This is a genomic window from Gemmobacter sp. 24YEA27, assembly GCF_030052995.1.
In the GTDB taxonomy this organism is placed as follows: Bacteria; Pseudomonadota; Alphaproteobacteria; order Rhodobacterales; family Rhodobacteraceae; genus Pseudogemmobacter.
The window spans coordinates 1,774,268-1,793,917 of the sequence record NZ_JASJPW010000001.1; the positions used below are offsets into that span (position 1 = coordinate 1,774,268).

Annotated in this window: 19 protein-coding genes and 1 pseudogene; 13 read left to right on the forward strand and 7 right to left on the reverse strand. The window is 63.8% G+C overall.

Features of this window, described 5'->3' with window-relative positions; genetic code table 11:
• The first annotated feature begins 79 nt into the window (after window positions 1–79).
• Together murF and mraY are read left to right on the forward strand one after the other, a co-directional pair.
• Window positions 80–1,522, forward strand: coding sequence for a UDP-N-acetylmuramoyl-tripeptide--D-alanyl-D-alanine ligase (gene murF / locus QNO18_RS08790; RefSeq protein ID WP_283177363.1), 1,443 nt, complete (start codon window positions 80–82; stop codon window positions 1,520–1,522).
• On the forward strand, window positions 1,523–2,605 hold the full coding sequence (gene mraY / locus QNO18_RS08795; RefSeq protein ID WP_283177364.1) for a phospho-N-acetylmuramoyl-pentapeptide-transferase: 1,083 nt from the start codon (window positions 1,523–1,525) through the stop codon (window positions 2,603–2,605). It begins immediately after the preceding gene.
• 226 nt (window positions 2,606–2,831) lie between these two features.
• Here mraY and QNO18_RS08800 read toward each other — a convergent pair whose 3' ends face one another.
• The 3 genes from QNO18_RS08800 to QNO18_RS08810 form a co-directional block, all read right to left on the reverse strand.
• On the reverse strand, window positions 2,832–3,314 hold the full coding sequence (locus QNO18_RS08800; RefSeq protein WP_283177365.1) for a hypothetical protein: 483 nt from the start codon (window positions 3,312–3,314) through the stop codon (window positions 2,832–2,834).
• Window positions 3,315–3,496: 182 nt separating this feature from the next.
• Window positions 3,497–4,120, reverse strand: coding sequence for a YdeI/OmpD-associated family protein (locus tag QNO18_RS08805; protein ID WP_283177366.1), 624 nt, complete (start codon window positions 4,118–4,120; stop codon window positions 3,497–3,499).
• A 113-nt stretch (window positions 4,121–4,233) separates the two neighbouring features.
• Window positions 4,234–4,830: an OmpW family outer membrane protein gene (locus QNO18_RS08810; RefSeq protein WP_283177367.1), complete on the reverse strand. Its 597-nt coding sequence runs from the start codon at window positions 4,828–4,830 to the stop codon at window positions 4,234–4,236.
• A gap of 209 nt (window positions 4,831–5,039) precedes the next feature.
• Here QNO18_RS08810 and murD point away from each other — a divergent pair, with 209 nt between their 5' ends.
• Window positions 5,040–6,452: a UDP-N-acetylmuramoyl-L-alanine--D-glutamate ligase gene (murD, locus tag QNO18_RS08815; RefSeq protein WP_283177368.1), complete on the forward strand. Its 1,413-nt coding sequence runs from the start codon at window positions 5,040–5,042 to the stop codon at window positions 6,450–6,452.
• A 15-nt stretch (window positions 6,453–6,467) separates the two neighbouring features.
• Here the strand turns inward: murD and QNO18_RS08820 are convergent, their stop codons facing one another.
• Window positions 6,468–6,908: a hypothetical protein gene (locus tag QNO18_RS08820; RefSeq protein WP_283177369.1), complete on the reverse strand. Its 441-nt coding sequence runs from the start codon at window positions 6,906–6,908 to the stop codon at window positions 6,468–6,470.
• A gap of 159 nt (window positions 6,909–7,067) precedes the next feature.
• Window positions 7,068–8,491 (reverse strand): annotated as a pseudogene (gene tldD, locus QNO18_RS08825) (metalloprotease TldD).
• 184 nt (window positions 8,492–8,675) lie between these two features.
• Between tldD and coxB the strand changes: the two are divergent.
• From coxB to QNO18_RS08875, 10 genes are all read left to right on the forward strand, one after another.
• Complete coding sequence (gene coxB / locus QNO18_RS08830) at window positions 8,676–9,635, forward strand: cytochrome c oxidase subunit II (protein ID WP_283177370.1); 960 nt, start codon at window positions 8,676–8,678, stop codon at window positions 9,633–9,635.
• Window positions 9,636–9,716: 81 nt separating this feature from the next.
• Entirely contained in the window at window positions 9,717–10,661 is a 945-nt protein-coding gene (gene cyoE / locus QNO18_RS08835) for a heme o synthase (RefSeq protein ID WP_283177371.1), read from the forward strand.
• Window positions 10,662–10,664: 3 nt separating this feature from the next.
• Window positions 10,665–10,886, forward strand: coding sequence for a hypothetical protein (locus QNO18_RS08840; RefSeq protein WP_283177372.1), 222 nt, complete (start codon window positions 10,665–10,667; stop codon window positions 10,884–10,886).
• Window positions 10,883–11,491 (forward strand): cytochrome c oxidase assembly protein, encoded by a 609-nt coding sequence (locus QNO18_RS08845; protein WP_283177373.1) that lies wholly within the window; start codon window positions 10,883–10,885, stop codon window positions 11,489–11,491. The genes QNO18_RS08840 and QNO18_RS08845 overlap by 4 nt, the downstream gene beginning before the upstream one ends.
• 96 nt (window positions 11,492–11,587) lie before the next feature.
• Window positions 11,588–12,454, forward strand: coding sequence for a cytochrome c oxidase subunit 3 (locus tag QNO18_RS08850; RefSeq protein WP_283177374.1), 867 nt, complete (start codon window positions 11,588–11,590; stop codon window positions 12,452–12,454).
• 84 nt (window positions 12,455–12,538) lie between these two features.
• On the forward strand, window positions 12,539–13,204 hold the full coding sequence (locus QNO18_RS08855) for an SURF1 family protein (protein WP_283177375.1): 666 nt from the start codon (window positions 12,539–12,541) through the stop codon (window positions 13,202–13,204).
• Window positions 13,205–13,216: 12 nt separating this feature from the next.
• On the forward strand, window positions 13,217–14,611 hold the full coding sequence (thrC, locus tag QNO18_RS08860; protein ID WP_283177376.1) for a threonine synthase: 1,395 nt from the start codon (window positions 13,217–13,219) through the stop codon (window positions 14,609–14,611).
• Between the two features lie 100 nt (window positions 14,612–14,711).
• Window positions 14,712–15,971: a pitrilysin family protein gene (locus QNO18_RS08865; protein WP_283177377.1), complete on the forward strand. Its 1,260-nt coding sequence runs from the start codon at window positions 14,712–14,714 to the stop codon at window positions 15,969–15,971.
• Entirely contained in the window at window positions 15,971–16,561 is a 591-nt protein-coding gene (locus QNO18_RS08870) for a GNAT family N-acetyltransferase (protein WP_283177378.1), read from the forward strand. The genes QNO18_RS08865 and QNO18_RS08870 overlap by 1 nt, the downstream gene beginning before the upstream one ends.
• Before the next feature lie 120 nt (window positions 16,562–16,681).
• Window positions 16,682–18,094: an FAD-binding oxidoreductase gene (locus tag QNO18_RS08875; RefSeq protein ID WP_283177379.1), complete on the forward strand. Its 1,413-nt coding sequence runs from the start codon at window positions 16,682–16,684 to the stop codon at window positions 18,092–18,094.
• Between the two features lie 17 nt (window positions 18,095–18,111).
• On the opposite strand, the gene QNO18_RS08880 is transcribed toward QNO18_RS08875, so the two are convergent.
• Both QNO18_RS08880 and QNO18_RS08885 read right to left on the reverse strand, forming a co-directional pair.
• Window positions 18,112–18,645 carry an adenine phosphoribosyltransferase gene (locus QNO18_RS08880; protein WP_283177380.1) on the reverse strand — a complete coding sequence of 178 codons (534 nt, stop codon included), beginning with the start codon at window positions 18,643–18,645 and terminating at the stop codon, window positions 18,112–18,114.
• 32 nt (window positions 18,646–18,677) lie between these two features.
• Entirely contained in the window at window positions 18,678–19,574 is an 897-nt protein-coding gene (locus QNO18_RS08885) for an S-methyl-5'-thioadenosine phosphorylase (RefSeq protein ID WP_283177381.1), read from the reverse strand.
• Between the last annotated feature and the right edge of the window lie 76 nt (window positions 19,575–19,650).

Below are 19,650 nucleotides of genomic sequence, written 5' to 3' on the forward strand. Positions count from 1 at the left end.
AAAATATCCCCGGGGGCGGCTCCGCAGGAGCCGGGGGGCAGGCAGCCCCCCGCCGCGCTCAGCCACAGGACGCAAACCGATGACCCCGCTCTGGACCTCTTCTGACGCTGTCGCTGCAACCGGCGGCCGCACGACGGGCGCCTGGACGGCGACCGGTGTCTCGATCGACACTCGCACGCTGCAACCGGGCGATCTCTTTGTGGCACTTGCCGCAGCGCGGGACGGCCATGATTTCGTGGCTCAGGCACTGGAAAAAGGCGCGAGCGCCGCACTCGTCTCCCATATCCCCGAGGGGGGCAGCCCGGACGCTCCCCTGCTGGTCGTCGCGGATGTCCTTCAGGGCCTCGAAGCCCTCGGGCGCGCCGCCCGCGCCCGCACGAAAGCCCGGGTGATCGGTGTCACCGGCTCGGTCGGCAAGACCTCGACCAAGGAAATGCTGCGCGCCATGCTTTCAGGCCAGGGCGTGACCCATGCGGCCGAGGCCAGCTATAACAACCACTGGGGCGTGCCGCTGACCCTCGCCCGGATGCCGGCCGACAGCGATTTCGCCGTGATCGAGATTGGCATGTCGAACCCCGGCGAGATCGCGCCGCTTGCGCGCCTTGCCCGCCCGCATGTCGCGCTGATCACCACTGTCGCCCCGGCCCATATGGCCTCCTTCGGCTCTCTCGATGGGATCGCCCGCGAAAAAGGCACGATTTTCCAGGGGCTGGAGCCGGGCGGCACCGCCGTGATCAATATGGATCTCGACAGCACGCCGGTCCTCACCGCGCTGGCCGAAGCCGCCGGCGCGCAGATCCTTGGCTTTGGCCGTGCCAGGGCCGCCGGCTGGCATCTCGACGAGGTCCGGCCGGGCGATGAGATCACCGTGGTCCGCGCCAGCCATGACGGGCAGATGAGCCTTTTCCGCATAGCGTCGCCCGGTGCGCATTTCGCGATGAACGCGCTTGGTGCGCTGGCCTCGGTCGCAGCGCTTGGCGCCGATCCGGTGCTGGCCGCGCATGATCTCGGGCGCTGGCAGCCCCCCTCGGGGCGCGGCACCCGAGAGCGGATCGAGCTGGACGTGGTGGAAGAGACCTTCTTCGATCTGATCGATGACAGTTTCAACGCGAACCCTGCTTCGCTGGCCGCCAGCCTCGATATGCTGATCCGGACGAAACCGATTGACGGGATCGGCGCGCTTGGCGCCGGCCGACGCATCGCCATTCTCGGCGATATGCTGGAGCTTGGCCCCCAGGAATTACAGCTCCATGCCGCGGTTGCGGATCACCCGGGGCTGAAGGCCGTGACGCTGATCCACTGCGTCGGGCCGCGCATGCGGGAACTTCACCGCGCGCTTCCTCTTGCACAGCGCGGCGAATGGGTGGAAACGGCAGCCGAACTTGCGGGCCGAGCCCGCGCGCTGATGGATCCGGGCGATATCCTCCTCGTCAAAGGCTCCAAAGGATCAAAAGTCAGTCTTGTGGCCGAAGCCCTGCGTCGTCTGGGCACTGCCCGCATGAAAACCGAAGGAACCGAGTGAATGCTTTTCTGGCTGACCGAACTCTCTGACGGGGGCGATTTCTTCAACCTGTTCCGGTATATCACCTTCCGGGCAGGGATGGCTTTCGGCACCGCGCTGATCTTCGGTTTCATCTTCGGGCGTCCGCTGATCAACCTCTTGCGTCGCAAGCAGGGGAAGGGGCAGCCGATCCGCGATGACGGGCCGCAGAGCCATTTCGCGAAAGCCGGCACGCCGACAATGGGGGGGCTCCTGATCCTTTCGGCCCTGACGATTTCGACGCTCCTTTGGGCGCGGCTTGATAATCCTTATGTCTGGATCGTGCTGCTGGTCACGCTGGCCTTCGGGCTGATCGGTTTCGCGGATGACTATGCCAAGGTCACCAAACAGAATACCAAGGGCGTGTCGTCACGCATCCGGTTTATCCTGGGCCTCGTGATCGCGGGCCTTGCGGCCTGGGCGGCGGCGCGGTTCCACCCCGAAGGGCTGACCAATCAGCTGGCCATGCCCTTTTTCAAGGATGCGCTGATCAATCTGGGCATCTTCTTCGTACCTTTCGGCATGATCGTGATCGTCGGCGCCGCCAATGCGGTCAACCTGACCGACGGTCTGGACGGTCTGGCAATCATGCCGGTGATGATCGCGGCCGGCACGATCGGCGTCATCGCCTATGTGGTCGGCACCTCGACCATGGCGAATTACCTCGGTGTCCATGCCGTGCCGGGCACGGCGGAACTGGTGATCTTCGCCTCGGCGCTGATCGGCGGCGGGCTTGGCTTCCTGTGGTATAATGCGCCGCCCGCGGCGGTGTTCATGGGCGATACCGGCTCGCTCGCGCTTGGCGGCGCGCTTGGCGCAATGGCGGTCTGCACCAAACACGAGATCGTGCTGGCCATCGTCGGCGGCCTGTTCGTTGTCGAAGCGCTGAGCGTGATCATCCAGGTGCTTTATTACAAGCGCACCAGAAAGCGGATCTTCCTGATGGCGCCGATCCACCACCATTTCGAGAAAAAGGGCTGGGCCGAGCCCCAGATCGTGATCCGCTTCTGGATCATCTCGCTGATCCTCGCGATGATCGGGCTGGCGACGCTGAAAGTACGCTGAGGACTGGCCGCGCCCCTCGCCACAGGTCAGGGCGAAGTTTCGTCCCTGACATCCTCCTCAGTCACGCGCCCCTTCTGGCCGCCATGAACGCGCTCAGGGAAATCTCTCCCGGGTCCCGAAATCCGGTAAGCATCGCCGCTTTCCCTGACGGTGAAGCAGCGGCTCTTTTGCCGCCCCGGGGCCGTCTTGTCCGGACCCGGGGGGCTGCATCCCTGCAAAAGCGGGATCAGTTTGCGCCGAGGCAATCGACGGTGGCGATCACGGCATCGCGGGTTCCCGCGAGGTCAAGCAGCGCCACCTCACCCTCGGAATTTGACAGGCTCAGCGTGTTTTTCAGCGCGAGATCCGTAAGGAATTCTTCATTCTCGATCAGCACGATGATGCCGCCGATCTCATGGTCACTCACGCCATGGCCATCGGCCTCCCATTCCTGGCCATCCAGGTCGATGGTCATCGGATAGACCTTGCCATCCGTAATATCGGTCCAGTCATTGTTGAACACCGCCATGAAGGCTGCTTCTTCTTTGAGATCAAAGCCGACCTGAACGACCGATCCGTCCTCGAACGCGGAGGTCATATAGCAGCCGCCGCCCATATTCGCGTCGCGGTAGATCTCCCAGCCGCCTGCCTCGCCAACGACTTCTGCGGCCTGGCCCGGAGCGATGGACACCATCAGCGCGATGCCGGCAAGCGTAATATTTCTGAACATTATTTATCTCCCCTATGGTCGGAAAGATGCCTGACATCGGCGTTCGGATCATGCAAGGGTTGAATTCCCTGTCGCCCGGTATCGCTCTGGTCCCTTTCAGAGGCGCGGTGAGATGACCAGACCGTGCCTGATCCTGACGGGAGGGCGGCAGCTCTCCGGCCGGATGACGACGCAGAGCGATCTCAGCGATCCAGCGCGCCTTTGCCGGCAAGGATCTTCGGCCGAAATTTCTCGATCCGTGCGATCCTCGTGGCCGATGTCTTTGCGCCGCTGAGGTTGAAGGCGTAGCTCTTTTGCCGCCCCGGGGTCAGCGCGTGGAAGGCCACGGCCAGGTCCGGATCGGCGTCCAGCGCCTCGATAAGTTCGTCCGGCAATGCGATCTCGCTGACCTCGCGGGGCGGGCGCAGACCGGCTTTTGCATAATCCATCGCCTCGCGCAGATATGTGCTGATCACCGGCTCCAGCGCGGTCACCCGGGAATTCTCGGTGAAGCGGATCATATCGGGGTGTTTCGTATTCGGGCCCTGGCGTTCAAGCACGCCATCGGGGTCTTTCAACAGCGCGGCGTTGAAGAAGCTCAGCCGGAAATCGCCCCTGAGCGCGCCGATGATCGCGATATTGCGGTCGGCATGGACATAACAGGGATGGCCCCATTTCACGACTTCCGCCAGCCCGGCAGCCCGGCAGATCCGCCGCAGCTCTGCCAGCCCCGCCGCCCAGAGGCGGGTTGAACAGTCCGGTGTCGAAAATCGCGGGCAGCGCCCGCAGCCATGGGTGAAATAATCCTCGATCTCAGAGATCATCATCGGGCTTGCCTCCTGCGGCTGGCGCGGCCAGCCTGACAGATCCGGCCCCGCAATGCAAAAAGGGCGGCAAAACTGCCGCCCCTTCCGCTTCTGTTCCCGCCGGGGGACGGAGCTCAGAATTTCATCACATAGGAGACGCTGGCGACCAGCGGATCGATCTCTGCCTTGCCGATTTTCGTGCCATTCAGCTGCACATCGCTGTCGATATCGATATAGCGGATATCGGCGCGCAAAGCCGCCTTGTCGCTGATCGCGTAATCCACACCAAGGGTTGCGGCGAGGCCGAAGCTCTCTTTGATCTTCAGCATGCCGAGCGAGGATTTCTCTTCAAAGAATTTGGTATAATTCACCCCGAGCCCGACAAAGGGCGTGAATTTGCTGGTGGTCGGGATATGCCAGTTGACGCTGAGGGTCGGTGGCAGCTGCTTTGTCGAGCCGATCTCGCCCAGCCCGGCCAGGCTGATATCATGTTTGAAAGGTGCTGCGGCCAGCAGTTCGATCCCGATATTGTCGCGGATGAAATATTCCAGCGTCAGGATCGGGCGGGTGTTCTTGCCGATGCTCGACTCCATCCCGGCCAGAGCGCCGTTATTGTCCTTTGGCGCGACGGTTCCGATCCCGAAGCCGAGGGTGAGGGTGCCGGCCTCCTGCGCCAGGGCAGGGGCGGCGGTGACGAGCGCGGCGAGAAGCGCGGCGGAGAGATGTTTCATACCCGTTACTTTCTGTTTTCAACACCCGCAGGCATAATGCGCAGCAGGGACGGGGCATTGACGCAGGTCAAAACGGCGGCTTCCGGGGCTGCGACAGATTGGCTCATCCGGTGGCCATCTTGCGCCTGCCGGGCCGCTGGCGCATTGTCGGAGGCGGAAAATGACCCCCTCCGGGGACAGGGGCGGGGCAGAAATGGCAGGCGGCAGAGATGATTGCGGTACGTGGCTATCAGGGGCAGAAGGTTGCGGTTCTGGGGCTGGGGCGGTCTGGCCTTGCCACGGCCCGGGCCCTGATCGCGGGTGGCGCCGAGGCGCTCTTATGGGATGACAGCCCCGAATCGCGCGGGCTTGCCGAGGCCGAGGGTTTTGCCCTCACCGATCTGACCCGCAATATGGCGCTGGAAGGCGTGGCCTGTCTTGTAACCTCGCCGGGGATCCCGCATCTCTACCCGCATCCCAACCCGATCATCGCCCGCGCGCTCGAACTCGGGGTGCCGGTCGACAATGATATCGGTCTGTTTTTCCAGTCCTGGGGCGGCGACGAATGGGATGAATTCGATCAGGTGCCGAAGGTTGTCTGCGTCACCGGCTCGAACGGGAAATCTACCACCACGGCGCTGATCCACCATATTCTCGAAGTCGCGGGCCGCCCGACCCAGATGGCCGGCAATATCGGCAAGGGCGTGTTGTCGATCGACCCGCCGCGTGATGGCGAGGTGCTGGTGCTGGAACTTTCGTCCTACCAGACCGATCTGGCCCGCGCGCTGACGCCGGATGTGGCGGTCTTCACCAATCTCTCGCCCGATCATCTGGACCGCCATGGCGGCATGGGGGGCTATTTCGCGGCCAAGCGCCGGCTTTTTGCTGAAGGCGGGCCGGATCGCGCGGTGATCGGCGTCGATGAGGTTGAGGGGCAGTACCTCGCCGGGCAGATGGCGCAGGGGCCGGGCGATGACCGGGTGATCCGGATCTCCTCGGGGCAAAAGCTTGAGGGTTTCGCCTGGTCGGTTTTCGCGCGCAAAGGCTTTCTGGCGGAATGGCGGCGCGGGCGGCAGATGGCATCCGTGGATCTGCGCGGCATTTCCGGCCTGCCGGGCGCGCATAACCACCAGAATGCCTGTGCGGCCTGGGCGGTGGCGCGGACCCTGGGTCTTGCGCCAAAAATGATCGAGGGGGCTTTGCACTCTTTCGCGGGCCTTCCCCATCGCAGCCAGCTGGTGGGCGAGCGGGCAGGCGTGAAATTCATCAACGATTCCAAGGCCACCAATGTCGACAGCGCCGCGATGGCGCTGCGCGCTTTCCCGAAAATCCGCTGGATCGCGGGCGGGATGGGCAAGGATGGCGGTATTGCGAGCCTCGCGCCGGATCTTGCTCCGGTGGTGAAGGCCTATCTGATCGGCCATTCCGCCCGCGATTTCGCGCTGCAGATCGGCCAGACCCCGCATGAGATCTGCGAGACGATGGAGCGCGCGGTGACCCGTGCGGCGGAAGAGGCCGAACCGGGGGATGTGGTGCTGCTTGCACCGGCGGCGGCCAGTTTCGACCAATATCCGAATTTCGAGAAGCGCGGCGAGGATTTCACCCGGATCGTGCGGGCGCTGCCGGGGATCGCGCAGCCCTGAGGGGCTTTTCGCTGCTCAGAACGCGTCTGGTCTGAGCAGCGCCAGCGTGAAGCGGTGAAAGGTTGCAAGAATCGCTCCAATGGCGATCAGCGTCGGGAGGCCCGTGGTCATCGCCGCGCCGCCGCCAAGGATCGCGCCCCAGATCACGGCGCTCAGCGAGCCATAAGCCCCGTATTTGCACAGCATCGCCGTGCCGATGCCGATGGCCACCCAGAACGGCCCCAGGATCAGCGGCGAGAGAAGAAGCAGGTAAAACAGCATCTGCAGCGCGGATTGGTCCGGGCCGCCGCTTTGGCCGGGACTTTGACCGGCGCCTGGCCCGACAGCCAGATCCATGAGGATCCAGCCGATACCACCGATCAGGGACGGCACCAGGCACCAGGCCAGCGTGGTGAGGGTCAGCGTCTTCGCCCCGATAAAACGCATCCCGCGCGGGGCAGACACGAAAAGGCTCACGTTACGCTCTCCGAAATCACTGTCACTGTTACTGGGGCCCTGGCTGGTCCGCTGTACTGACAGTGCCATAACGGCCCGGCGATGTCAGGCCGGGTTTTGCGACAGGCGCTGATGGCCTGTCGCGTAATTGTGCCGTCGCCGCATGAGCCTGTCGCCGCTTCAGCCCGCCTTCTGGCCTCCGATTGTCAGCCCGCCAATCATCAGCGTCGGCTGGCCCACACCCACCGGCACCCATTGCCCGGCTTTGCCGCAATTGCCGATGCCGGGGTCAAGCTGCAGATCATTGCCGATGGCGCGGATGCCCTTCAGCGCGGTCGCCCCGTCACCGATCAGCGTGGCGCCCCGGATCGCCTCGCCGACCTGGCCATTCCTGACCCGGTAGGCCTCGGTGCAGCTGAACACGAATTTGCCGGAGGTGATATCGACCTGGCCGCCGCCGAACCCTACCGCCCAGATCCCGTCTTTCAGATCCGCGAGCACCGCCGCCGGGTCATCCTGTCCCGAAAGCATATAGGTATTGGTCATGCGTGGCATCGGGATATGGGCATAGCTTTCGCGCCGCCCGTTGCCGGTCGGGGCCACTCCCATCAGCCGCGCGTTCTGGCGGTCCTGCATATAGCCGACCAGCACCCCATCCTCGATCAGCACGTTTTTACCCGAGGGCGTGCCCTCATCATCGAAGGTCAGCGAGCCGCGCCGGTCCGGGAGCGTACCGTCATCAAGCACGGTCACCCCTTTGGACGCGATCTGCTTGCCCATCAGCCCCGCAAAGGCCGAGGTCCGTTTGCGATTGAAATCGCCCTCAAGCCCATGGCCGATCGCCTCATGGAGGAGGATCCCCGGCCAGCCCGGGCCCAGCACCACATCCATCATCCCTGCCGGCGCCGGCACCGCCGTCAGGTTCACCCGGGCGATGCGGATCGCCTCGGTGATGGCCGCTTTCCAGTTTGCGGGTGCCAGCAATTCTGCCAGACCATGCCGGCCACCCCCACCCGAAGAACCGCTCTCGCGCCGGCCGTTTTCCTCAAGGATCACCGAGACATTGAGCCGCGCCATCGGGCGGATGTCCGACAGCCGCAGCCCTTCGGGGCGCAGGATTTCAACTTCCTGCAGGCTCGCAGAGAGCGAGGCCGAGACCTGGACCACACGCGGGTCCTGCTCGCGCGCAAAAGCGTCGATCTCTTTCAGGATGTCGATCTTGCCGGCAAAAGATGTGTCCTCCAGCGGGTCAACCGCCCGGTAGAGATGGTGATTGGTGCCCGGGGGAGGGGGGCCAGCACCCCGCCGCCATCGCCCACCGCCAGCCGCGCCGTGCCGACTGCGCGCCTGAGCGCCTGTTCCGAGATTTCCGTCGAATGCGCATAGCCCGCGACTTCGCCCCGCACAGCGCGCAGACCGAACCCCTCGCTCGCATCATAGCTGGCATTGCGGATGCGGCCATCATCCAGAACGAGGCTCTCGCCCCGCCGGCGCTCCAGAAACAACTCGCCATCATCGGCGCCCGCGGTTGCCTCACGCAACAGGCCAAGTGCGGCAGACTCGTCGAGTTTTTCCTCGAAAGGGCGGAAAGGGGCGGTGCTCATTGGGTATGTCCTTGATTCAGGTCAACCAGGCCGGGCTGCGACATCATGGTTTCTCTTGTCGTCCTGCGCCCAATATGGTTTGAACGACAGCGGAAACAATGGGATTCCTCACCGCTTCGTGACAGGAGGGGCAGGGTTTCCTCAAGGCAGCGGCAACAGGCCGCACCCAGAAGCGGGACGAGACATGCGTGTGATCACCACTCTGAAGGGCGCCGCCCTTGCAGGTTTTGCGGCACTGGCCTCCGGGTCGGCCATGGCACAGACCCTTGAAATCATTGGACAGCCTGTCGACCGGGGGGTGAATTTCCAGACCGCCGCGACCGAGCTGGCGCATGACAAGCACTTCCTCGACGATATGGTTTTGTGGATCATCACGGTCGTGACCATCTTCGTGATGGCGCTTTTGCTGATCGTGATCCTGCGCTTCAACAGCCGGTCGAATCCGGTGCCGCGCAAATTCACCCATAACACGCCGCTGGAAATCGCATGGACCCTGGTCCCGATCATCATTCTGATCGTGATCGGCGTCTATTCGATGCCGGCGCTGAAGAAACAGCAGACCTTCCCGGAAGGCGATGTGGTCATCAAGATCACCGGCAACCAGTGGAACTGGAGCTACGAATATCCGCAGATCCTGGATGAAAGCGGCTCGGCCCTTGCCTTTGGCAGCTTCATGATCGGTGGCAATGCCTGGGATCAGACGCTGGAAGACGGGCGCAAGCTGGTCGGCAATGGCACCCTGACCGCCGATGCGATCGAAGGGCTGGAGCGCGCAGGCTATACCAAAGAACAGTTCCTTCTGGCGACCGATACCGCGATGGTGGTGCCGGTGAACAAAAAGATCCTGCTGCAAATCACCGGCTCGGACGTGATCCACTCCTGGACCATCCCGGCTTTCGCGGTGAAACAGGATGCTGTTCCGGGCCGTATCGCGCTGGCATGGTTTGAAGCCGACCGCGAAGGCATCTTCTTTGGTCAGTGTTCGGAACTGTGCGGCAAGGACCACGCTTATATGCCGATCACGGTCAAGGTTGTCTCGCAGCAGGCCTATGACGCCTGGGCGAAAGAAGCGGCCGCGACGGGCGAAGTCGTGCTGGCCAATACGCCGGCAGCGGATGCCTCGGTTTCGCTCGCGTCGAACTGAGACATCTGCGGCAGAATGAACCCCAGGGCAGGGGCCGGGCGACAGCCACGGCCTCTTTGCGCAAGGTGAAGGTGGAATGGAATGAGCGATACCGGCTCATATGAGCGTGCAGACCGCGCGCCTGGTGAGGGCAGTTTCGGCGATTACGTGCAGCTGCTGAAGCCGCGCGTGATGTCGCTGGTGGTCTTTACCGCGCTGGTCGGGCTGCTGGTCGCGCCGGTGCATCTGCACCCGGTCGAGGCCTTTTCGGCCATTCTCTTCATCGCACTTGGCGCCGGAGCCTCGGGCGCGCTGAATATGTGGTGGGATGCCGATATCGACGCAGTGATGCGGCGCACGCAGTCGCGCCCTGTTCCTTCGGGCCGGGTCGAGCCTGGCGAGGCGCTCGGGATCGGGCTGTCGATGTCGGTGCTTTCCGTGCTGATGCTGGGGCTTGCGACCAACTGGCTGGCGGCGGGGCTGCTGGCCTTCACGATTTTCTTCTATGCCGTCATCTATACGATGTGGCTGAAACGCTGGACGCCGCAGAATATCGTGATCGGCGGCGCGGCGGGGGCCTTTCCTCCGATGATCGGCTGGGTGGCGGCGACGGGCTCGGTCGGGCTTGAGGCCGTGCTGATGTTCGCGCTGATCTTCATGTGGACGCCGCCGCATTTCTGGGCGCTGGCGCTGTTCATCAACAGCGACTATTCCAAGGCCAAAGTGCCGATGCTGACCGTGACCCACGGCAAGAAATCGACCCGTGCCCATATCATCATCTATACGCTTCTGCTGACCCCGGTGCCGCTCTGGGCCGCGATGACGTCGATTGGCGGCCCGCTGACACTGGCAGTGGCGCTGATCCTGAACGCGATCTTCCTGATGGGCGCCGTGATGATCTGGCGTCGCAACGAGGTGACAGCCGAGGCCGATGGCTACCGCGTCGAGAAACGCTTCTTCGCCTTCTCGATTCTTTATCTTTTCCTGCATTTCGGTGCATTCCTGGCCGAGGCGGCATTGCGCCCCTATGGTCTCGGAGGCTGGTAAGACATGGCTCTGCAACCCACACATGAACTTCACAAACGGCGCTTTGGCCGCAATGTCGGCGTGGCGGGGCTGCTCCTCGCCTTTGTCGTACTGGTCTTCGTTCTGACCATGGTTAAAATCCAGCGCGGCGAGCCGGTGCAGGGCTTTGACCATGTGCCTGTCGCGGAGCGCGCGGCGGGCGCCGCCGCAGTGACGACAGCGCCGGCAGAGGAGGCAACACCATGAGCGGTCCGCAGCCAGGACGTCAGCATAAGAAAACCGGCCTGATCCTTGCGGGGGTGGTTCCGGTGATGCTTGGCCTCTCCTTCGCGGCGGTGCCGCTTTACGACTGGTTCTGCCGGGTCACCGGTTTCGGCGGCACGGTGCTTGTGGCACCTGAACCCTCCTCCGCAATGATCGACCGTGAGATCACCATCCGCTTTGACGCCTCGCGCGCCTCGGGCATGCCCTGGGAATTCCGCCCCGAGCTGAGCGAGATGAAGGTGAAGATCGGCGAGAATGCGCTGGCCTTTTACGAGGCCTATAACCCGCTCGACACCGTCACCGCCGGGACTGCGAGCTATAATGTCGCCCCCTATGCCGCGGGCGGCTATTTCGTCAAAGTGCATTGCTTCTGCTTTGAACAGCAGGTGCTGAAACCCGGCGAGCGGGTGATGATGCCGGTGAGCTTCTATGTCGATCCGTCGATCATGGATGATCCCGAAGGCAAGGTGCTGAAAGAAATTACGCTGAGCTATACGTTCCACACGACGCCCGTGCCTGACGGCTATGCGGCGGCGGAGGTCAGCCCGGCAGCAACCGAGACGGCAGTGCCCGTCTCGGCCAATTGAGACAGACGTGAGAGGCGGCGCGCCAGGATGGCGGGCCGGACTTACGAAACTGAAAGAAGACGCCTGTTAAAGGATACGAGGGAACGGATACCGGCCATGGCCCACGCAAAGAACCACGACTACCATATTCTGCCACCGTCGATCTGGCCTTTCGCGCTCGCGGTCGGTGCCTTCATCATGCTGTTCGGCGGTGTGCTCTGGCAGGGCGCACGGGTCGAGGTGCTTGAGACCAGCAGCGCGCTTCTCAAAGCCACCGCCCATACCCCCTGGGTCTTCCTGATCGGCCTTGCGATGGTGCTTTACTGCATGTTCGGCTGGTTCTCGGCGATGACCAATGAAGGCCAGACCGGCGACCATACCCCGGTTGTCCGCATCGGTCTGCGCTATGGCATGATCCTTTTCATCATGTCCGAAGTGATGTTCTTCTCGGCCTGGTTCTGGGCCTTCTTCAAGATCAAGCTCTATCCGCTGACCGAAGGCTACCCCTGGGTCGACGGAACCTGGCCGCCCGCCGGCATCGAGACCTTTGACCCCTGGCATCTGCCCTTCATCAACACGCTGATCCTGCTCCTGTCGGGTTGTGCTGTCACCTGGGCCCACCATGCCCTGGTGCATGAAAACAACCGCAAGGACATGATCAACGGGCTGATCATCGGGGTCGCTCTCGGCGTGATCTTCACCTTCCTGCAGGCCTATGAATACAGCCATGCCGCCTTTGGCTTCGCCAATAACGCCGAAGGTGCGCCCTCGGTCTATGGTGGCGCCTTCTACATGGCGACCGGCTTCCACGGCTTCCACGTGATCATGGGGACGATCTTCCTCTTCGTCTGCCTGATGCGCGCAGTGAACGGCCATTTCACCCAGGCGAACCATGTCGGCTTCGAGGCTGCGGCCTGGTACTGGCACTTCGTCGACGTGGTCTGGCTTTTCCTCTTCTTCGTGATCTATGTCTGGGGCCAGTAAGCCCCGCCATTGTGACTGATCCTGGCGCGGGCTCCCGGAACGGAGCCCGCGTTTTCCGTTCCCGAAGACCAACAGGAGGCCCCGATGCGGCAGATCCTTTTCGCGCTGGTGATCGGCGTTATCGGCACCGGGGTGCTTGTCCGGCTTGGGCTGTGGCAGCTGGAGCGTCTGGACTGGAAGGAGGCGATGATCGCCGAGGCGGCCGCGATGATGGCCGAGGCCCCGGTGGCGCTGCCGCCGCAGCCTGACCCCGCCCGCGACCGCTACCGCCCCGTCACCGTTGCAGGCAGCTTCACCCAGGATGAGGCGCATGTCCTGACCTCGACCCGCGATCAGGGGCCGGGCTACCGCATCATCACCTCCTTCGTTACCGAAGACGGAAGGCGGATCATGATCGACCGCGGCTATGTGCCGGAAACCGCGCGCAAGACCCTGCGCCCCGGTCATGCGGCCAGTATCACCGGCAATCTGAACTGGCCCGATGACATGACCTCTTCGACGCCCGCGCCCGATACCGCGGCCAATCTCTGGTTTGGCCGCGATGTCGAGGCGATGGCGGCCTATCTCGGGACCGAAAAGGTCATGGTGATCGCAAGCGCGGATACCGGTGACGGCGTCACCGTGCAGCCCGCAACAGCGGCTTTCCGCAATGATCATCTTGGCTATGCGGTGACCTGGTTCGGTCTGGCCCTTGTCTGGGCGGGGATGACACTCTACTGGCTCTGGCGTATCAGGGCGCGCAAGGTCTGAAGGGCGGAACTCATGCGATATATCTCGACACGCGGCCAGGCGCCGGTTCTCGGTTTCGGCGAAGCGATGATGACGGGCCTTGCCCGCGATGGCGGCCTCTATGTGCCGGAGACGGTGCCGCATTTCACCCGCGAAGGCATCGCATCCCTGCGCGGCCTGTCCTACGAGGATCTCGCCTTCCGTGTGATGAAGCCGTTCATCGGTGATTTCTTCGCGGATGATGAATTCCGCGCCCTGCTGGCCAAAGCCTATGCCGGCTTCGGCCATAATGCCCGCGCGCCGCTGGTGCAGCTTGGCCCGAACCATTTCCTGATGGAACTGTTCCACGGCCCGACGCTGGCGTTCAAAGATTTCGCGATGCAGATCATCGGCCAGATGATGCAGGCGGCTCTGGCTAAGACCGGGGAGCGCATCACCATTGTCGGCGCGACCTCGGGTGATACCGGCTCCGCCGCGATCGAGGCTTTCCGGGGGTTGAAGAATGTCGATGTCTTCATCCTCTTCCCGCATGGCCGGGTATCGGAAGTGCAGCGCCGCCAAATGACGACGCCGTCTGAGGCCAATGTCCATGCCCTGGCGGTGGAGGGCGATTTCGACGATTGCCAGGCCCGGCTGAAGGACATGTTCAACGATTTCGACTTCCGCGACGGGGTGCGTCTGGCGGGGGTGAATTCTATCAACTGGGCGCGGGTGCTGGCGCAGGTGGTCTATTACTTCCATGCGGCGCTCGCACTTGGAGCCCCGGATCGCGAGATCAGCTTCACCGTGCCGACCGGCAATTTCGGCGATGTCTTCGCAGGCTTTATTGCGCGCGAAATGGGGCTGCCGATCAAACGTTTGGTGATCGCCACCAATGAAAACGACATCCTGCATCGCTGCATGGAGACCGGCGCCTATACCAAACATGGCGTGGTGCCGACGATCAGCCCGTCGATGGATATCGAGGTCTCATCGAATTTCGAGCGCGCACTGTTCTGGGCGCATGGCAGGGATGGTGCTGCGATCCGGGAACTGATGGCAGAGCTGTCCGCGAATGGCGGTTTCTCGCTGTCGCAAAACGCGATGACGGCGCTGACCAATGTCTATGACAGCGGCGCTGTGGATGAGGCGCGGACCTATGAGACCATCGCGACCACGCTTGCGCAGACCGGAGAGCTCCTCTGCCCGCATTCAGCAGTTGGTGTAAGCGTCGGAACGGCGCACCAGCACCTCCACCCGGAGGTGCCGATGGTGACGCTCGCTACCGCGCATCCCGCGAAGTTCCCCGATGCGGTGGCGAAGGCGACCAGCATTCGTCCGGGCCTGCCGCCGCGGATGGCGGATCTCTTTGACCGCGACGAACGGGTGACGCGGGTGCCCAATGACCTTGAGGCGCTCAAGACCCTGATCCGCGCAAGGCTTGGCTGAGCGCGGCGACCTGCGGGAAGGGGGGCACAGCGCCCCCTTTTCTCACGCTTGCCCCGGGTGTAAGACGCCCGGATTGTCCCGCTTGTGAACGGAACCAGCCTTGACCGTCCAGATCCATACGCTTTCCAACGGATTTCGCATTGTGACCGAATCCATGCCTGGCCTGAAATCGGCCTCGGTCGGGATCTGGGTCGGAGCCGGGGGGCGCCATGAGACGGCGGCCCAGAACGGGGTTGCGCATTTTCTGGAACATATGGCCTTTAAAGGCACGCCCTCGCGCTCGGCACTGCGGATCGCGGAAGAGATCGAGGATGTCGGCGGCTATATCAATGCCTATACCTCGCGCGAGATGACCGCCTATTACGCGCGCTGCCTGTCGGAAGACGTGCCGCGCGCGCTTGAGGTAATTGCGGATATCGTCCTCAACCCGCTGTTCAACGCGGAGGATATCGAGACCGAGCGCCATGTGATCCTGCAGGAGATCGGCCAGTCCAATGACACGCCCGATGATGTCATTTTCGACTGGCTGCATGAGGTCAGCTATCCCGGTCAGGCGTTCGGGCGCACCATTCTGGGGCCGGAAGAGCGGGTCTCGACCTTCGGGCGCGAGGATTTCCTTGGCTTTGTCGCGCGCCATTACGGTCCTGACCGTATGATCCTCTCGGCGGCGGGCGGCATCAGCCATGCTGAGATCCTGCACCGCGCCGAGGCCCTCTTTGGCGGGCTTGCCGCGGTCGGGTCTGACGCGCCAGAGCCCGCCCGCTTCACCGCCGGCGAACGGCGGGAAGAAAAAGATCTCGAACAGGCGCATTTCGCGCTCAACCTCGAAGCGCCGGGCTTTCGCGATCCCGAGGTCTGGGCCTCGCAGGTCTGGACCACGGCGATGGGCGGCGGCATGTCTTCGCGCCTGTTCCAGAAGATCCGCGAGGAGCGCGGGCTTTGCTATTCGATCCACGCACAGCCGGCCGCCTATGAGGATACCGGCCATGTCACCATTTATGCCGGGACTTCGGCGGCCGAGATCGGGGAACTGGCGGAGCTGACCGTGCTGGAGCTGAGGCGTTCGGCAGAGGATATGTCAGAGGCAGAGGTTGCGCGGGCAAAGGCGCAACTGACGGCGGGGCTGGTGATGGGGCTGGAAAGCCCGTCCTCGCGCGCCGAGCGCAATGCCCGGCTGCTCGCCATCTGGGACCGGGTTCCCGACCTTGACGAAGCGGTTGCGAAGATCAGCACGGTCAGCCTTGAGGCAGTGCGGGCGCAGGGCGCGCGGGTCTTGCAAGGGCAGGCAGCGGTGGCGGTTTATGGACCGATTTCCCGTGCGCCCTCGCTTGCGGATATGATGGCAGGGATGCGGGCATAATGCTTGGCCTGGCGCGCAGGGTCAGGATCGAGACCGAGAGGATGACGCTGCGCCTGCCGATCCATGATGACTGGCGGCAATGGAGCGCGCTGCGCGGTGAAAGTGAAGGGTTTCTGAAACCCTGGGAGCCGGTCTGGTCGGATCAGCATCTGTCGCGGCGCAGTTTCTCGGGCAGGGTCTACTGGGCGCGGCGTGCCGAGGCGCAGGGGAGCGCGTTGCCCCTTGTCATGCTGCGGCGCGAGGATCAGCGCATCGTCGGCTCGATCACGCTCGACAATATCCGCCGGGGACCGGCGCAGACCGGGACGCTGGGCTATTGGGTGGGCGAAGCCTATGCCCGCCAGGGCCTGATGCGGGAGGCGATCCTGGGCGTTGTGCATCACGCCTTCACCCGGATGGATCTGAGCCGGATCGAGGCGGCCTGCCTGCCGGAGAACCTGGCGTCACGCGGCGTGCTGGAGAAGACCGGCTTCAAATATGAAGGCGTGGCGCAGGCCTATCTGCAGATCAACGGACGCTGGCGCAACCATGTGCTTTATGCCTCTCTGCGCGCGGACCGGCGCGGACGGACAGATGTGGGGCCAGCCTGAGACTGGCCATTACCGGAACGCTGCCATGACGCGGTGCCGGAGTTTTCAAAACTCCGGACCGATTTCTTCAAAGAAATCGGGTGCGCGCCGCGTGCACCGGAGAGAAGAGGAGACGGAGTTTTGCTCAATCCGGCGAATGAGGCCTTTATCGGGCGGCTCAGCTCGCACTTGCCAGAAGGGCGCCTGCGTGCGGCAGAGCCGCGGCATCTGACCGAGCCGCGCGGCAAATGGCTTGGCCGGCCCGGGCCGCTTGCGGTTCCGAAAAGCCGCGAGGAAGTCTCGCAGATCCTTGCTGCCTGCAATGCTGCTTCGGTGCCCGTTCTGCCCTGGGGGGGCGGCACCGGGCTGGTGTCGGGCCAGGTCATGCCCGAGGGGCCCGTGCCGCTGATCCTGTCCCTTGAGGCGATGACGGGGCTGCGCGGTCTCTGGCCGGATGAGAACAGCATCACGGTCGAGGCCGGGATGACGCTCGCCTCCGTTCAGGAAGCAGCCCGTGCCGCCGGCCGGCTTTTCCCGCTCTCGCTGGCCTCCGAAGGGACGGCCACGATCGGCGGCAATCTTGCGACCAATGCCGGCGGCACCCAGGTGCTGCGCTATGGCACCGCCCGCGAGCTGTGCCTCGGGATCGAGGCGGTGCTGGCCAGTGGGGAAGTGATTTCCGGGCTCAGGCGGCTTCGGAAGGACAATACCGGCTACGACCTGCGGGATCTGATCGTCGGCTCTGAGGGCAGTCTTGCCGTGATCACCGCCGCCAGTCTGCGCCTGTTCCCGACCCCGAAAAAGCGCGTGGTCGCCATGCTGGCGGTGTCCTCCCCCGAAGCGGCGCAGGCGCTGCTCCGGCTTTCCGAGGCTGAGCTGGGCGGGCTGGTCTCCGGGTTCGAACTGATGTCACGCGCAGGGTTCGATTTCCTCGCCGAGACCGGGTTTGATCTGCGCGCCCCCTTTGATCCGCTGCCCGACTGGCTGGTGCTGATCGAGCTGGGCCTGCCCGGCGCAATTGACGCCGAGGCCGCGATGGCGGGTCTGTACGAACAGGGCGCCGAACTCGGACTTGTGCTCGATGGCGTGATCGCGACATCCGGGGCCCAGGCCGACCATCTCTGGGCCCTGCGCGAGACCATTCCCGATGCCAATCGCCGTCTGGGCTCGATTTCCAGCCATGACGTCTCGCTGCCGCCCGGTGCGATCCCGGATTTCATCCGGGAGGCCAGCGGCCGCCTGACCGGAATGGCGGATGTAAGGATCAATTGCTTTGGCCATCTCGGCGATGGCAATCTGCATTTCAACCTGTTTCCCGCCAAAGGCCGCAGCCGCAGTGACTATGCGGCGCTGGCGCCGGCGCTGTCAGATCTGGTGCATCAGATGGTTGACGCGGCCGGGGGCAGCATATCGGCCGAACATGGTATCGGGCGGCTGAAAACCGGAGACCTCCAGCGTTACGGCGATCCGGGCCGACTGGCGGCGATGCGCCGGATCAAGACGGCGCTTGACCCGAAAGGCATCCTCAATCCGGGCGCGGTGCTGCCGCTCTGAGCGCGCATCGGCGCGCGTCACAGACCCTCAAAGGCGCAAAGGCAGCGGACATCCATCCCGAGCGCCTCAAGCTTATTGCGCCCGCCCAGATCGGGCAGATCGACCACGAAAGCGCAGCCGATCACCTCGGCGCCGAGCCGTTCGATCAGCGAAATCCCGGCCGCCGCCGTGCCGCCGGTGGCCAGAAGGTCATCGACCACCAGCACCCGTTCGCCGGCCAGAAGCGCATCCTCATGGATTTCGACCACCGCCTCGCCATATTCCAGCTGATAGGCCTGACTTATGGTCTGCCCGGGCAGTTTGCCCTTTTTGCGCACCGGGACAAAACCGGTCGACAGCTGATGCGCCACCGCGCCGCCGAGGATGAAGCCGCGCGCTTCCAGCCCTACCACCTTGTCGATCCGCATCCCGGCCCAGGGCGCGAGCAACTGGTCGACACAGATGCGAAAGCCGCGCGGATCGGCGAAGAGCGTGGTCACATCGCGAAACAGGATCCCTTCATGCGGGAAATCGACGATGGTGCGGATATAGTCGCGGACGGTTTTTTGCATCTGGGGCCTTCCGGTTACAGCAGTCGACCAGCTTACAACAGGCGGCCCGCGACCGCGTCAAGCTTTGCCACCAGCTTCGGGTCCCGTTTCGCAGGTGCCGTCATCAGCGCGGTCTGAAGCGCCTGGTCACAGCCGCAGCGGCAGGGCGCCCGGCTGGCGCCAAGCGTCGCCGGCAATGCCGCCACGACCTGGCGCGCTTTGGCGGCATTGCCGGTCAGCGTCGCGATCACCGCCGCCACATCCACCGCATCATGGTCGGGATGCCAGCAATCGTAATCGGTCACCATGGCGAGGCTCGCATAGCAAAGCTCTGCCTCGCGCGCGAGCTTGGCTTCCGGCATCGCGGTCATGCCGATCACATCGGCGCCCCATTGCCTGTAAAGCCGGCTTTCGGCCAGGGTCGAGAATTGCGGCCCCTCCATCGCGATATAGGTGGCACCGCGATGGAGCGTGATCCCCGCAGACTGCGCCGCTTCCGCCACCGCATCACCCAACCTTGCACAGGTCGGATGGGCAAAGCCGACATGGCCCACGAGCCCCTCGCCGAAGAAGCTTTTTTCGCGGGCGAAGGTGCGGTCGATGAACTGATCCACCAGCACAAACTCCCCCGGTGCGCGGTCCTCGCGCAGTGATCCCACCGCCGAGACCGCGAGGATATCGGTGCAGCCGATCCGCTTCAGCGCGTCGATATTGGCACGATATGGCACCGAGGACGGGCTGTGGACATGGCCGCGCCCGTGTCGGGGCAGGAAGGCAACCGGCAGCCCGCCGAGCCGCCCGACCAGGATCTCATCCGACGGTGCCCCCCAGGGCGTTGTGACGGTGACCCATGAAGCCCCCTCGAGCCCGTCGATCTGATAGACACCCGAGCCGCCGATGACGCCGATCATAGTGTGACCGGTTGTGGTTTGCCCGGTAATATCCTGCATATCCTGGTCCTTCCTGATACCGGCCAGAAGCTAGCGTTGCCGCCGCATTGCGGCAAGAGATCCTGCGCCAGGGATC